11 protein-coding genes, 1 tRNA gene and 1 pseudogene are annotated in these 13,969 nt (G+C 61.2%); 2 read left to right on the top strand and 11 right to left on the bottom strand.

Translation table 11 applies throughout. From position 1 onward, the window contains the following. Position 1: 1 nt before the first annotated feature. The 5 genes from DFR37_RS15150 to DFR37_RS15130 form a co-directional block, all read right to left on the bottom strand. Positions 2–952 (bottom strand): ribose-phosphate pyrophosphokinase, encoded by a 951-nt coding sequence (locus DFR37_RS15150; RefSeq protein WP_170139934.1) that lies wholly within the window; start codon positions 950–952, stop codon positions 2–4. A 114-nt stretch (positions 953–1,066) separates the two neighbouring features. Beyond that, positions 1,067–1,143 (bottom strand) — tRNA-Gln (locus DFR37_RS15145). Position 1,144: 1 nt separating this feature from the next. Next, positions 1,145–2,122 carry a 4-(cytidine 5'-diphospho)-2-C-methyl-D-erythritol kinase gene (gene ispE / locus DFR37_RS15140; protein ID WP_113934120.1) on the bottom strand — a complete coding sequence of 326 codons (978 nt, stop codon included), beginning with the start codon at positions 2,120–2,122 and terminating at the stop codon, positions 1,145–1,147. Between the two features lie 12 nt (positions 2,123–2,134). Next, a complete protein-coding gene (locus DFR37_RS15135; RefSeq protein ID WP_113934119.1) occupies positions 2,135–2,722 on the bottom strand; it encodes an outer membrane lipoprotein LolB in 588 nt (195 codons plus the stop codon). Beyond that, entirely contained in the window at positions 2,719–4,497 is a 1,779-nt protein-coding gene (locus DFR37_RS15130; RefSeq protein ID WP_242341879.1) for a tetratricopeptide repeat protein, read from the bottom strand. Before DFR37_RS15130 ends, DFR37_RS15135 begins: the two co-directional genes overlap by 4 nt. 83 nt (positions 4,498–4,580) lie before the next feature. Here DFR37_RS15130 and mutM point away from each other — a divergent pair, with 83 nt between their 5' ends. After that, positions 4,581–5,408: a bifunctional DNA-formamidopyrimidine glycosylase/DNA-(apurinic or apyrimidinic site) lyase gene (gene mutM, locus DFR37_RS15125; RefSeq protein ID WP_113934118.1), complete on the top strand. Its 828-nt coding sequence runs from the start codon at positions 4,581–4,583 to the stop codon at positions 5,406–5,408. A 30-nt stretch (positions 5,409–5,438) separates the two neighbouring features. On the opposite strand, the gene DFR37_RS15120 is transcribed toward mutM, so the two are convergent. From DFR37_RS15120 to DFR37_RS15105, 4 genes are all read right to left on the bottom strand, one after another. Beyond that, a complete protein-coding gene (locus DFR37_RS15120) occupies positions 5,439–6,116 on the bottom strand; it encodes a methyltransferase family protein (protein WP_113934117.1) in 678 nt (225 codons plus the stop codon). A 197-nt stretch (positions 6,117–6,313) separates the two neighbouring features. Next, complete coding sequence (locus DFR37_RS15115) at positions 6,314–7,666, bottom strand: sensor histidine kinase (RefSeq protein ID WP_113934116.1); 1,353 nt, start codon at positions 7,664–7,666, stop codon at positions 6,314–6,316. 60 nt (positions 7,667–7,726) lie between these two features. Beyond that, positions 7,727–8,416: a response regulator transcription factor gene (locus DFR37_RS15110; RefSeq protein ID WP_113934115.1), complete on the bottom strand. Its 690-nt coding sequence runs from the start codon at positions 8,414–8,416 to the stop codon at positions 7,727–7,729. A 1-nt stretch (position 8,417) separates the two neighbouring features. Then, positions 8,418–9,839: an FAD-binding oxidoreductase gene (locus DFR37_RS15105; RefSeq protein WP_113934114.1), complete on the bottom strand. Its 1,422-nt coding sequence runs from the start codon at positions 9,837–9,839 to the stop codon at positions 8,418–8,420. A 291-nt stretch (positions 9,840–10,130) separates the two neighbouring features. Between DFR37_RS15105 and DFR37_RS15100 the strand changes: the two genes are divergently transcribed. Beyond that, the gene (locus tag DFR37_RS15100; protein WP_276330281.1) at positions 10,131–11,522 is read left to right on the top strand and encodes a phosphomannomutase/phosphoglucomutase; all 1,392 of its coding nucleotides are present in this window, start codon (positions 10,131–10,133) and stop codon (positions 11,520–11,522) included. 75 nt (positions 11,523–11,597) lie between these two features. Here the strand turns inward: DFR37_RS15100 and DFR37_RS23495 are convergent, their stop codons facing one another. Both DFR37_RS23495 and DFR37_RS23490 read right to left on the bottom strand, forming a co-directional pair. Then, on the bottom strand, positions 11,598–12,761 hold the full coding sequence (locus tag DFR37_RS23495; RefSeq protein ID WP_346724947.1) for a glycosyltransferase family 4 protein: 1,164 nt from the start codon (positions 12,759–12,761) through the stop codon (positions 11,598–11,600). Between the two features lie 186 nt (positions 12,762–12,947). Further along, positions 12,948–13,964 (bottom strand): annotated as a pseudogene (locus DFR37_RS23490) (glycosyltransferase); the annotation flags it as partial. Positions 13,965–13,969 lie beyond the last annotated feature (5 nt).

Genomic DNA, 13,969 nt, shown 5'->3' with positions numbered 1-13,969 from the left:
TTTAGTCGACGAACAGCGAACTGACCGATTCGGCGTTGGATATGCGCAGTATGGTTTCGCCCAACAGCGACGCACACGACAACTGGCGGATCTTGCCGCAAGCGCGGGCCTCGTCCGACAATGGAATGGTGTCGGTCACGACCAGTTCATCAAGCTCGGACTCGGTAATGCGCTGCGCTGCGCCGCCCGAGAGGACCGCGTGCGTGCAATAAGCGTACACGCCCAACGCGCCGCGTTCTTTCAGGGCCTGGGCGGCCTTGCACAAAGTGCCGGCCGTATCGACCATATCGTCCATGATGATGCAGGTGCGGCCGTCGATTTCGCCGATAATGTTCATGACTTCGGACACATTGGCGCGGGGACGGCGCTTGTCGATAATGGCCAGGTCGGCTTCCAGCTGCTTGGCCAACGCGCGCGCACGCACCACACCGCCGATATCGGGCGAGACCACGACTACGTTCTGGTAGTTGCGGCGCCAGATGTCGCCCAGCAATACGGGGCTTGCATAGACGTTGTCGACGGGAATGTCGAAAAACCCTTGAATCTGGTCGGCATGCAGGTCCATGGTCATGACGCGGTCGACACCGGCCACTTGCAGCATATTGGCCACGACCTTGGCCGAAATGGCCACGCGCGCCGAACGCGGGCGGCGGTCTTGGCGCGCATAGCCGAAATACGGCATGGCGGCGGTAATGCGGCCCGCCGAAGCGCGGCGCAAGGCGTCGACCATGACCATGACTTCCATGAGGTTGTCGTTGGTTGGCGCACACGTGGGCTGCAAAACGAAAACATCTTTACCGCGGACGTTTTCGTTGATTTCAACCATGACTTCGCCATCGGAAAAGCGACCAACGGTCATTTTGCCTAACGACATATCCAGGTGATTGACAACATCGACCGCCAGACGAGGGTTGGCGGTACCGGTAAAAATCATGAATCTGTCGTTGGTCATGATGGGAAGTATAGATTCCGAAGCGCTAAACGACAAAGCTGTTGACCAGCACACCCATTTGGGGCCGACTCAACAGCTCGTTTAACTGCAAAGCCTGGGATAGGCTTAGAAAGTTGGCTGGGGAAGAAGGATTCGAACCTTCGCATGCTGGAATCAAAATCCAGTGCCTTAACCAGCTTGGCGATTCCCCAATTAATTTTGCAACCAGTGCCTTAGCGGATGGTCGGTAAGCCCCGGGCAAGCCCAGACATTATCGATTACCTCTTTGCCACTGCCACCGCTTTCGCGGTGTATTTTACCTATTATTTCATTCTGGCACCGAACGGCTTGTTCAATGCTTACAAATTCAACAAATAGACAAGCTCCGGACCCTGTCATTCTTGGCTGTATCCCAGCTTCAAGCAAGCAATCAGCGGCTTGGCGAACTGCGGGATACTTTTCAAAAACAACCGGCTCTAGATCGTTGCGGCCAAAAAGCGCTGTGCTTGCATACTGCGCTGTGCCTGTTCCGCTTCTGGAAAACACAGCTTTATCTGTAAGCCCTGCTTTTTTACCTGCTTCGATTGTTTGCCAATCAGTAAAGACCGACATTTTGAATGAAGGAGAATCTCTTGTCAAATCGGGGGAAGAAAATATTCCTCCTGTCGGTACTTTTTGACTCGGTTCTACAACAAGATAAGCCCGTTCGGGCACATCGACCGGACTCAGGATTTCGCCGATCCCTTCGGCGAAGGCGGGTTGCCCGAACACAAACACCGGCACATCCGCCCCCAAAGGCAAGGCCAGGCGCATAAGTTCGGCGCGGCTTAGCCCCGTGCCCCAAAGACGGTTGAGCGCAATCAGCGTGCTGGCCGCATCGCTGGAGCCCCCGCCCAGGCCGCCGCCGGAAGGAATGCGCTTGACGTAGTTGATTTGCACCCCGTAGCGGCAACCCGCGGCCTGCTGCAGCGCCTTGGCAGCACGCACGACCAGGTCGTCCGCCGGGTCCAGGCCTTCGATGGTGCTGTCGCACATGATGCGGCCATCCGCACGCAAGTCGAAATTCAGCGTGTCGTACAGGCCGATAAAACGGAATACCGATTGCAGCAGGTGGTATCCGTCGGGGCGCTTGCCCACCACATGCAGAAAAAGATTGATTTTGGCGGGCGCCGGTACGTCGTAAAGTGTCACGTCGGCCTTCGGCTAGGACTCGTCGATGACCAGGCGAACGCTGATGTCGCGGCTGGCTTCGCGGCGGCTTAGCTGCAACAGGCGCGGGCCTTCGCTGTCGTAGCGCGACAATGCAATCTGCCAGCCGGCTTGCTGGAATTGGGTAATTTGCCCCGCGTCATTCTTTTGCAGGCCGCTTACCGGCGCTCCACCGGTTTTGCCACGCAGCCAGTCGCGCAGGCCAGCAACCGGAATGGGACTGCCCAGGACCTGGTCCACCAGGCCGTCGGGGCTGCTTGCCGTTTCGGTCTGGCCGTTGCTGCGCGTCATGATGGCTTCACCCGGCAACACCCGCACACGAGCCAATGTACTGCCCAGCGGGTTGGCCAGGTCCAGCAGCAGCTCGCGCCCCGCGTCGTGCCAGGCAAAGCCGCCCTGCACCGCGTCGCGCGTGCCATCGCGATGTTCCACGCTGACGGCAAAACGGCCGATGCGGTCGAAAGCCTGCGCGCCCGGGCCGCTGCCGGCTATCTTTTGGGGAGTTGCACAGGCAGCCAGCAACAGGCAGGCCAGCCCGGCCATCAGGCCGGCGCGCCATCGCGCAAGCCAATGTGCCGTCATGGCTTTTTAACCTTGAAACGCTCGAGCGTCTTTAGCAGCGCCTCGTTGCCCGGTTCTTTTTCCATGCCCGTGCGCCAGACCCTGCGCGCATCCTCGTGCCGATTAAGCTTCCAGAGCACTTCGCCCAGGTGCGCAGCCACGTCGCCCAAAGGCATCAGATCGTAAGAGCGCTGCAGGTATTCAAGCGCCGCCGGCAAATCGTTGGTGCGGTAAAAGTACCAGCCCACGCTGTCCAGTATGAAAGGACTGTCCGGTTCAAGCTGCAAGGCCTTTTCAAGCAGGTCCTGCGCCTCGTCCAGCCGCGTGTTCTGCTCGACCAGGGTGTAGCCCAGCGAGTTGTAGGCGTTGGCGTTGTCGGGCTCGAGCTCGATGACCCGCCGCATCATTTTTTCGAAATCGTCGTATTTGCCCTGGCGTTCGTACAGCATGCCAAGGTCGTACTTGATCTCGGACGAGTTGGGCATGCTTTTGTCGGCCTTGACCAGCAAGTCGACCGCCAGGTCGGTACGTCCGGCGTCGCGGTAAATAGAGGCCATGGTCAGGGCCTTAACGGTTTGCTCTTGCCGGTTCGTGGTCTTGAGCCCGTCGATGATCTTGCGCGCCTGCGGGATATTGCCCAGGCGGCCTTGCAGCACAGCCTGGTGCACACGGGCCTGGAACACCAGCGTCGGGTCGTCGATAAGCCCCAACTGCCGTATGGCTTCGTTCAGGTCTTCCTGCTTCTCGGCTATCTTGACCAGCAGCAGGCGGGCATCGGAAGCGTCCGAAGCCGCATTGCTGGCCTTGTCGGCAATAGACTGGCGGCGCTGAGTCTGCACGTTGATGTATTCGTTCAGCAAGACCTTGGCCTGCTCGTAGCGCTCGGCTCGAAAATCGACTTCGGCCTCGGTATACAGCAAATCGAAGTCCTCGGGCGAGGCCTGGCGCATGCGGCGCACCAATGCCAGCGCGCCATCGAAGTCCTTGCGGTCGACCAGGTGGCTGGCCAACAGCAATTGCAGCTTGCGCGCGTCGGGATGCGCGTCGATAAACGCATAGGCCGAACGCAAGGCCACGGCCGGATCGTCCTTCATGCCGTATTCCAGCACGCGCTGCGCAGCCGGTTCGGAATTGGGATCAAGCACCAAGGCGTGATTGGCTTCGGCCAGCGCCCGGGTGACGTCGCCCGCCGCCCAGGCGGCGTCGGACAAGGCCAGATGCGCCACGGGCAAATCGCGCACATTGCTCTCGAGCGCCTGGTCCAGGATCTCGAGCGCCACTTTTTTGTCGTTGAGCTTGCTGACTATGCCCAGTGCCTGGCCTATGGCCAGGCTTTTGTCGCCGGCCTTGGCAATACGCTCGCGCAGAGCCAAGGCCATACCGGCCGTTTGCCCGTTGGAAGCGGCCAGCGCCAACGAACTGGCTACAGCCTCGGGGTCGCCGGGCGCAAGAAACGCCCACTCTTGCGCCGCCAGTTGGGCGCGACGCATATTACGGTCGACAATGGACAACTGGAAGGCTTTCTTGGCCAGGCGCGGGTCTGACGTGTCTTTGGCCAGATCCAGGTAGTCTTGGCTGGCTATATCATAGCGGCCACGCTGGGCGGCAAATTCGGATGCCAATATCCGGTATAAAAGCTCGGCCGACAGATTGATCGCGGGCGGCTCGCCGGCCCGCAGATGAATCTGTTCGACGTGCTGGGTCGGACCCGCAGCTTGCGCAGCGTGCATCACTGCGGGAAACTGGAGACACAGACCGGAAAAGACTGCCAAAAACAGAGGATTTGAAGGTTTCATTCATCAGGACCATTGCCGTCGCGCCCAAATTACGCGAACTGGCAAAATAACACAAAGTTCTAACAGGATCTTAGCACCCCGCCATGCCAGAATTGCCAGAAGTTGAGACGACCCGTCGCGGAATAGCGACGATTATGCCAGGACAAGTGCTTAAACACCTGATTGTGCACGAACCGCGCATGCGTTGGCCCGTTCCGCCGGATATTTCTCAAAAAGTAGACAGCCAAATAGTTCAAAGCTGCGAACGCCGCGGGAAATACTTGCTGATCAACTTCGCTACCGGAACGCTCATAGTCCATTTAGGCATGTCGGGTTCGTTGCGCCGCGTCGCAATGGACGAAGACCGGCGCAAGCACGACCATATAGAGTGGGTGTTCGAGCATGCCCGCTTCTTGCTGCACGACCCGCGCCGCTTCGGAGCGGTGCTGTGGCACGAGGCCAGCGAAGGCCCGGTGCTGGCGCATCCGCTGTTGGCGAAGCTGGGACTTGAACCCTTCGATCCCTTATTTACGCCGGCCTGGCTGCATCGCCACGTACAAGGCAAAAGCGCGGCGATCAAGCAAGTTTTGCTTGCAGGCCAGATAGTCGTGGGTGTGGGCAACATCTATGCTTCGGAAGCCTTGTTCCGGGCACGCATCCATCCTGAAATGGCGGCGGGAAAGCTATCGTTGAAACGCAGCGCCCTGCTCTGCGCCGCAATTACCGAAACCTTGAACGACGCCCTGGTATCGGGCGGAAGCACGCTGCGCGATTATGTGAACGCCAGCGGACAGGCCGGCGCATATTTTGAAATCCACGCTGCTGTCTATGACCGTGAAAAACAAGCATGCCGTACGTGCACAACGCCCATACGCAAGATTGTGCAAGGGCAGCGCGCCACGTACTTCTGCCCCAAGTGCCAGCGCAAATAAGATGCAGCCTGGCAAGCCAGGCCTGCGCGGTCAGGGCAGGCGCAACAGCACCGGCAGCCAGCCGCTGACCTGGGCGTAGCCGATAAGCGCGAAAACAGGAATCGCCAGAAAGTAGGGCAGCGCGTCGCGCACGGTGCGCCCCAGGCCCGAAACGTCGACCATGACTTCAGAGTCGGACTTCCAGCCGGAAACACGCGGCCAGAAGCGAGGCACCCGGGCGCAATAGCCGTCGAACTGAGATCCGAACACCTTGCGCAGCAAGACTTCCTCTTCGCCGATGACGTAATTGAAAACCGCGTACACGCCCAGCGCCAGAACCAGCCCAAACACAATGCTGCCGGTCTGGGCGCCGATGCCTACGACAGCCATGACGGAAAACAGGTACAGCGGATTGCGGCTGACCGAATAAGGTCCCTGCTGGATCAGTTCGGCACCCTTGTGCCCGCCCAGATACAGCATGCACCAACTGCGCCCAAGGAACGCGGCCAGAATAAGCGCCAGGCCAAACCACTTGACGCCGTGATACCACGGCGAAGCCGCGGCGGCAAAGGACGCAACGAACGGAGCAACGACCACCGCCAGAATACCCAGGGCCGTCAATGTATAACGGCGGCGCACCTGCACTTTGGAAAGGTGGCACCAGATTTCGTCGAGCGTCAGGTCGGTGGGCGATACCGAAGAGCGCTTCCCGAAGGAAAACAGCATCATGAATTCATTCCTTGATCAACAGCCAAGCTCACCATGAGCCATAAAGCCTACCCGCACAATACGGGGCCGCCCGTCAAAATTGCGTTGATTATTGCTTACCGGAAACTGAATGTCACGAATTATTTCAACTCGATGGGTTGCCCCTTAGCCTGCCTTCGGCATCGCCGGACCAAGCTGCTTGCGTCAAAAAATTGGGCTTATTGCGGCTTGTTGGCCGGGGCCGCTACGCCGTGGGCAAAACATAACGTAAATACGGTGCCCGAGGCGTCAGCCGCCCCGCTGGACTGGACGCGCAGGCTCCATTGATATACGTCGCATACCCGCTTGGCAATCGCCAGACCCAGGCCACGCCGCGTTTCGGCCCGGTTGTTGGCCGTGGGGCCGTCCTCGGCCGTGTCGACACGTCGATAGCTGTAATAGCGTTCGAACACCAAGGGCAGGACCTCGGGAGGAATGCCGGGGCCGTCGTCGGAAAACTGCAAGCAAACGTCCGAGACAGCCCGTACAGTCAGTGTGGCGGGCGCCGCGTGCTCGATCGCGTTGCGTATCAGGTTGCGCATGACGATCAGCACCGCGTAGCGGTCCACTTCCAGGCGCATGGCCATGGGAATTTCATTTTGCAGCGTCAGGCCTTCTTTTTCGGCCTCGTGCTGAAAACCCAGCCATGCCTCGTCCAGGCTTTGCCATAACGACAGGTTGACGGGTTGGCTCAGTTCGGGGCGGGCCAGCACCCTGGCGCTGGCCAGGCCGCTGCTGACGGCGTCGGCGCTGGCAATGATGCGCTTGAACCGCAACGCCGCGTCGGGCGAAAGCTGGGGGTCGAACAGCGCCATTTCGCTATCGCTGCGGATAGCCGTCAATGGGGTGCGGATTTCATGGCTTAGGTTGGACGCAAATTCGCGCTCGAAAGCAATGGACTCCTCGACCCGATTCTGCACCCGGTTGAAAGTTTCTATCAACTGGCCCATTTCGTCGTCCCGGGCCACCGTCAAGCCGGGCTCGCCGGGCGCCCAGGCCGACAGGCGGTTGGTCAGGTCGACCATGGGCCCGACCACTAGCCGCCCGAACCAGCGCGCCAGCAAAAGCGCCCCCAGCACGCACAAAAGCCCCAGCGACGCGATGATCATCCCGAAGTCGCGCACCCGTCCTTCATGCGCCGTTGCGTCGTAGCGCAAATACAGCAAGCCCTGCGCAGTGGGCGCGACCAAAACGTGCCATGTCCGCGCCTGCGGCGTCAACAAGTGCATGCCCGGGCCCAAGGGCTGCAATAGACTGGGCAGCTTCGCCGCATCATCGGCGTCTGCCACGACCCAGCCTTGAATCGAGGCGCCCAGCTCGGCCCGGTTCATTTGCTTGGGTATGGCCTCGCCTTTGGCAATCTGATCCTGAATCTGCTCGGCCTGCGTCGTCAGGACGGCGTCGACCAGGTCGTCTTCCATGCGGTCGAAAATGAAATACGCCATCAGGCAAAACACCACGACGAACACCGCCACCAAGGCTGTCAAGGCCCACGCCACTCGCGAAGTCAGCGACATTCCGGTCTTTCTCATGGCCATGCGCGCCTGCCCTTGATATTCATGATGCGACTATTCCAATATGGACCCGCCCGCCTAGCTGGGCGGGACCAGCTTCCATCCCAGGCCGTGCACGGTTTCTATGCCGTTAAAGCCGGCCTCGATCATTTTTTTGCGCAGCAAATGCACCTGGCCCCGCAAGGCGTCGGGCGACGGCGGGCCGTCGGGCCACAGAGCCTGTTCTAGCTCTTGATGGCCAACCACTCTTCCCGCGTCGCGTAAAAGCAGGCCGAGAATGTGCAAGGACTTGCGCGCCAGGACCACCGCCTGGCCGTCCACCGTGACGCTTTGGCTGGAAGGATCGTAACGCACGCCGCCGAATTCAAGCACAACGGCATTTCCGCCCCCCGCCGAGCGGCGCAGCATCGCCCGCAGCCGCGCCTCGACTTCGGCCAGCGCAAACGGCTTGACCAGATAATCGTCGGCACCCAGGGCAAACGCGGCCAGCTTGGCATCAAGCTGGTCTCGCGCCGTCAACATCAGCACCGGAATTGCGGCCTGGCCCTCTTGCCGCAAGGCGCGCAGCACGCCGTAGCCGTCCAGGCCCGGCAGGCCGATGTCGAGGATCAGGGCATCATAGCGGTTCGTACCAAGCAAACCCAGGGCATCGTGCCCTTCGTATGCCGCGTCGGGAACAAAGCCGCGCATTTCAAGAAAGCCGTAAAGGTTGGCGGCAATCGTCGCGTCGTTCTCGACGATCAGTACGCGGGCCTTTACGTCGGGCATTTTATTTTCGGCTTGCCAGCACTTTGCCGGGATTCATGATGCCGTGCGGATCCAGCGCCTGCTTGATCCGCCGCATGAGCTTCATTTCGACCGGGTCTTTGTAGCGCGGCAACGCATCGCGCTTGAGCTGCCCCACGCCGTGTTCAGCGCTGATCGAGCCGTCGAACTGGTACACGCTTTCGTGCACCAGCTCGTAGATGGCATCCTGCATGCCCAAAAGCTGTTCTTCAGAATACTGGCTGCCCCTGGCAATGTTGTAGTGCAGGTTGCCGTCGCCAAGGTGCCCGAAAATAACATGCTGTATGCCCGGGAAATAGGTTTGCAAGGCCGCATTGGTCGTTTCGACGAACTCGGCCATGCGCGAGACTGGAATCGAAACGTCGTGCTTGATGCTTTTGCCGAATGTTTTTTCCGCCAGCGGAATGCTTTCGCGCAAATGCCACAAGGCCTTGCTCTGCGAAATATTCTCGGCAATGACCGCGTCCACGACCAGGCCCGCCTCGATGGCATCGCCCACGACGGTTTCAAAACGTTCGCGCGCATGTTCCGCGCTTTCGCTGTCGGAAAGCTCCAGCAAGGCGTACCACGGCAGTTGCGCGGACTCGCCCTCGAAGGGAATACGTTGCTGTGGGTAGCATTCAACCACCCCATGCAGGCAGGCTCCGGCGATAAGCTCGAAGCCGGTCAACGCCGGCCCGAACCCCTTGCGGGCGTTCGACAGCAGCGACACCGCATCGTTGATGGAGCGCAAGCCGACCAAAGCCGTGCACTGGGCCACTGGTAACGGAAACAGCTTGATCGTGGCGGCGGTAATGATGCCCAGCGTACCTTCGCTGCCGATAAAAAGATCGCGCAGATCGTAGCCCGTATTGTCTTTGCGCAGCCCGCGCAAGCCATGCATGATTTCGCCTTCGGCCGTAACGACCTCCACACCCAGAACCAGCTCGCGCGTGTTGCCGTAGCGCAGCACCTGCGTGCCGCCGGCGTTGGTGGCCAGATTGCCGCCTATGGTGCAACTGCCTTCCGCCGCCAGGCTCAAGGGGAACAAGCGGTCGGCATCGCGCGCGGCCTGCTGCACGGTTTGCAAAATGCAGCCGGCCTCGACCACCATGGTGTCGTTGTCGGTGTCGATGCTGCGCACCTGGGTCAGCCGCCCCAGCGACAGGACCAGCGCCGTGCCGCTGTCGTCGGGCGTGGCCCCGCCGCACAAACCGGTGTTGCCACCCTGCGGGACGACCGGCACCTTGTTGGCGACGCACCACTTGATAAGCTCTGCCACTTCCTGGACCGAACCAGGCCTGGCCACGGCAATGGCCTGGCCGGAATAGCGGCCGCGCCAGTCAACCAGATAAGACTGCGCGTCCTCGCCGGTCAGCACATACTGCCGCCCCAACATCCCCACCAGTTCATCCAAAAGCTTCATTGCAATACCTTTCCAACGCCATGAACGGCTCCGGCCCAAAAGCCGCGAGCTTCCCCGCCATCCGCAGCCGTCCCGGCCGCGAAGGCTCTTTATTTTAGTCCGGCTTTCGGGCTCTGCACGAAAAGCCGTCTGCCAAATACCATCTTATGGGGCCCGGCTAGCGGCCTCGCCCGTCTATTCGACGGTCCGGCTTTCGGGCTCTGCACGAAAAGCCGGGCCGCTGGCTCGATGCCGCTATGCCATAATCCAGCCAGCGGCACACCAGCCCCATCATCTGAAGGATACAACACCGTGACATCGCCCTCCCCGCTACCCGATGCCGTCTTCAAGGCTTACGACATACGCGGCACTGTGCCCGATCAGCTCAACCCTGAATTCGCCCGCAAGCTCGGCCTGGCCCTAGCGCACAGCGCACGCGCGCAAGGCGTGGGCGCGCTGGTCGTGGGCTACGACGGGCGCCTAAGCAGCCCGGTGCTGGCACAAGCGCTGCAAGAAGGCATTATGGCCGGCGGCATCGACACCATCGACGTCGGCATGGTGCCGACGCCATTGGTGTACTTTGCCGCCCACACCAGGCAAACGGGCTCGGGCGTTGCCATTACCGGCAGCCACAATCCCCCCCAGTACAACGGCTTCAAGATGATGATGGCCGGCAAAACCCTGCACGGCGCAGGCGTACAGGCCTTGAAAGAGATTATGCGCACCGTGGCCGAGCCCGCCGGCATCGTCCCCGGCAAGCGCACGAAACTGAATCTTGTCGATGATTACATCCAGCGCATTGTGTCCGACGTCAAGCTGGCCAGGCCCCTTAAAGTTGCCATCGACTGCGGCAATGGCGTGGGCGGAGCGGTGGCGCCGCAGTTGTTCAAAGCCCTGGGCTGCGAAGTCGCCGAGCTGTTTTGCGAGGTCGACGGCCAATTCCCCAATCATCATCCCGACCCGGCCGACCCGGACAACCTGCAAGAGCTTATTCGCCACGTCAAGAACAGCGACTGCGACCTTGGCCTGGCATTCGATGGCGATGCCGACCGGCTGGGCGTGGTCACCAAGTCGGGCGAAATCATCTGGCCGGACCGCCAGCTTATTCTTTATGCGCAAGACGTATTGCAGCGGGTCCCCGGCGCGACCATTATTTTCGATGTGAAGTGCAGCCGCCATGTCGCCCACGCCGTATCCAAGGCCGGCGGCAAACCGCTGATGTGGCAAACAGGGCATTCCATGATCAAGGCCAAGCTGGCCGAAACCGGCGCGCCCCTGGCCGGCGAAATGAGCGGCCATACCTTCTTCAACGAGCGCTGGTATGGCTTTGACGACGGCCTGTACACCGGTGCGCGCCTGCTTGAAATCGTCTCGCGCAGCGCCGATCCCTCGGCCGTGCTTGAAGCCTTGCCGCAAGGAATCTCCACGCCCGAGCTCAAGCTTGAAATGCAGGAAGGCGAACCGCATGCGCTTATTGCGCGCCTGCAAAGCGAAGGCAAGTTTCCCCAGGCCCAGCAGCTGATCACCATCGACGGCGTACGGGCCGAATATAGCGACGGCTTTGGCCTGGCGCGCGCATCCAACACAACGCCTGTGGTTGTGCTGCGCTTTGAAGGCGACAGCCAGCAAGCCCTGGAACGCATACAGGCGGAGTTTCGCCTGGCCCTGCAAGCGCTGGCGCCGCAGGCCTTCCTGCCGTTTTAAATGGGCGGCCCTGCGGTAAAAAGTCCCTCCAAAAGCTACAGGCGACAAGCCAAAGCTCCTGACAACGATGCCGCGTTAAGTTTTGCGGCCGCCAGCAGACAAAGCCCCGTAAATTTCCAGGTGCCGGCCCACAATAAGGCGAATGTCGAACTCGCGCTCGGCCAGGTTCCGGCCGGCCGAACCCATGGCCCGGCGCAGCACGGCATCGTCCGCCAGCCGCTGAACCGCCGCGGCCAAGGCCGCGGCGTCATGCACCGGCACCAGCAAACCGGTAACGCCAGGCTCGATCGCATCGCGGCATCCCGGCACGTCGGTGGTAACCACCGCGCGCCCGCAGGCCGCCGCCTCGACCAGGGACTTGGGCAGGCCTTCGCGATACGAAGGCAACACAACAATATGCGAGCGCCGATACAAAGCGGCAATGTCGGCCTGTTCGCCCAGGCATTCGACAAAGCCTTCCCGTTTCCAAATTTCAACATCCTCTTGGCTGACGCTGGCCGGATTGCCCGGATCCGGGCTGCCCGCCAGCATCCAGCGCAAGCCGCTGCTATGCCCCACCGATATTCTGGCCGCCGCCACAAATTCGCGTACGCCCTTGTCCTTCAATAGCCTCGCGGCCATGACGGCAACCGGCGCACCATCCGGTTCCGCCTGCACATTGAAACGTTCAAGGTCTACCCCCGAGCCCCGTATCATTACCGCCTGGCCGGATTTCAGCGCACCGGCCCGGGCCAACAAGTCCCGGTCGTTCTCGTTTTGAAAGATCACACGGCTATTCGAATGCCCCAGCGCAAAGCGATAAAGCGTCATCGTCGCCCACAACAGAAAGTCGAACCGCGACTGCTGCCGTGTAAATATAAAGCCCAGGCCTGAAATGGCCGCCACATAAGCCGGCACCCCTGCAAGCCGGGCGGCAATGCCGCCGTACAGCACAGGCTTGATCGTTACCGCATGAACAATATCGGGGCGCAAGCGGCGATACAGGCGCCACAAGGCATAGATGCTGAGCAGCTCGCGCAAAGGATTCTTGCCGCTGCGCGACATGGGAATGACATGATGCACAAACCCATGCTGCTGTATGGTACGAACAGCGGCACCGTCCATGGTTGCCACATGCACTTCATAGCCCGACCTGGCCGCGCCCAAGGCAATGGGCAGGCGATGCGATAAAAAAAACGCCGGGTTGTTCACCGTGAACAACAGGATCTTCGGTGCCGCGTCTGCGGCTTCGGGCGGTATTGCTGTTTGGGCAGCTTGCGCGGCTGCCGGCCTTGCAGCGCCCGTGCGCCGCGGGAACTTGCGCGCCAGGCCCTGCCACACCGCATCGTAGGCATCCACCATGGCTTGCAAGCCGTACAAGCGGCCTACGCGCTCGCGGCCTTGCCGGCGGCGCAGCTGCATCTGGGGCGTGCCCAACTCTTCCAGCGCCTGCTCGATGGCGCCGGCCAGGGCAAGCGCGTTCCGCGGCGGGGCGACCCAGCCGTCATCGCCCACTATCAGCGCCGCGTCGCCCACATCGGTCACCACGCAGGCAACCTCGGTCGCCACGGCCTCGGCCACCACATTCGGAAATCCTTCTGCGCAGCTGGAAAGCACGTGTATATCCAGGGCGTTCATTACATCGGGCACGTCTTCGCGCATGCCCAGCAAGACAACCTTGCCCCGCACGTTCCAGCGGTCCAGCAGTGCGCCAAGTTCGGCGTTGCCCGCATCCATGTCCAGGCCGACCAGCACACAGCGCATGTCCGGGCGCACGGCAGCGCAACGCGCGAAGGCTTCAATAAGATTGGCGTGGTCTTTGAGCGGATTCCAGCGCGCTATGCTGCCTATGACTGGCGCGGCAGCTCCTATGCCCCACTGTTCGCGCAAGCGCGCACGCGCGCCGGCATCGGGCTTCCAGCGCGATAAATCGTAGCCATTGGGAATAACTTGCATACGGTCGGCGCGGTAGCCCCAGTCGCGATGGCGTTTGGCCGCATCGGCGGCGCACGCCACCACCACCGCCGGCACCACGCCCGACAGCCTTGCGCAGGTCCAGGCCACCGCGCGCGCCACCCGGCTGCTTTTTTCCAGGCTGGCGCCTGAATTGCGTATGCCCCACGATACCGCCCGGATCCCGGCCAGGCGCGCCATGATTCCGCCTATCAGGTCGGCGTGGTACATCCAGGTTTGCACAACGTCGGGCGCAAGCGTGCGCAGCAACCGGTGCAAGCGCCACAGGCCGCCCAGCGACAAACGGCCGGCCGGCATGTCCAGCGTGTTCACGACTGCGCCGGCCGCACGCAGGCGCGCGCCGAACACGCCTTCCCCGGTCATGGAAATTACCGTATGGCGATGCCGTTGCCCATCGGCGGCAATCAATCGATGCAGCACGGTTTCGGCTCCGCCCTGGCCCAGCCCGGAAATCACGTGCACGATATGCAGGGTATGTGTGTCGGTCATAAGGT

This window comes from Eoetvoesiella caeni (assembly GCF_003315175.1).
In the GTDB taxonomy this organism is placed as follows: Bacteria; Pseudomonadota; Gammaproteobacteria; order Burkholderiales; family Burkholderiaceae_B; genus Eoetvoesia; species Eoetvoesia caeni.
Note: the sequence above shows the minus strand (reverse complement) of the source record. Positions and strands in the feature narration are given on the sequence as shown.

Excerpts from the sequence above, each read along its gene's own strand:
- DFR37_RS15150 (WP_170139934.1), bottom strand. The coding sequence starts at position 952 with ATGACCAACGACAGATTCATGATTTTTACCGGTACCGCCAACCCTCGT.
- DFR37_RS15135 (WP_113934119.1), bottom strand. The coding sequence starts at position 2,722 with ATGACGGCACATTGGCTTGCGCGATGGCGCGCCGGCCTGATGGCCGGG.
- DFR37_RS15130 (WP_242341879.1), bottom strand. The coding sequence starts at position 4,497 with ATGAAACCTTCAAATCCTCTGTTTTTGGCAGTCTTTTCCGGTCTGTGT.
- mutM (WP_113934118.1), top strand. The coding sequence starts at position 4,581 with ATGCCAGAATTGCCAGAAGTTGAGACGACCCGTCGCGGAATAGCGACG.
- DFR37_RS15120 (WP_113934117.1), bottom strand. The coding sequence starts at position 6,116 with ATGATGCTGTTTTCCTTCGGGAAGCGCTCTTCGGTATCGCCCACCGAC.
- DFR37_RS15115 (WP_113934116.1), bottom strand. The coding sequence starts at position 7,666 with ATGAGAAAGACCGGAATGTCGCTGACTTCGCGAGTGGCGTGGGCCTTG.
- DFR37_RS15110 (WP_113934115.1), bottom strand. The coding sequence starts at position 8,416 with ATGCCCGACGTAAAGGCCCGCGTACTGATCGTCGAGAACGACGCGACG.
- DFR37_RS15105 (WP_113934114.1), bottom strand. The coding sequence starts at position 9,839 with ATGAAGCTTTTGGATGAACTGGTGGGGATGTTGGGGCGGCAGTATGTG.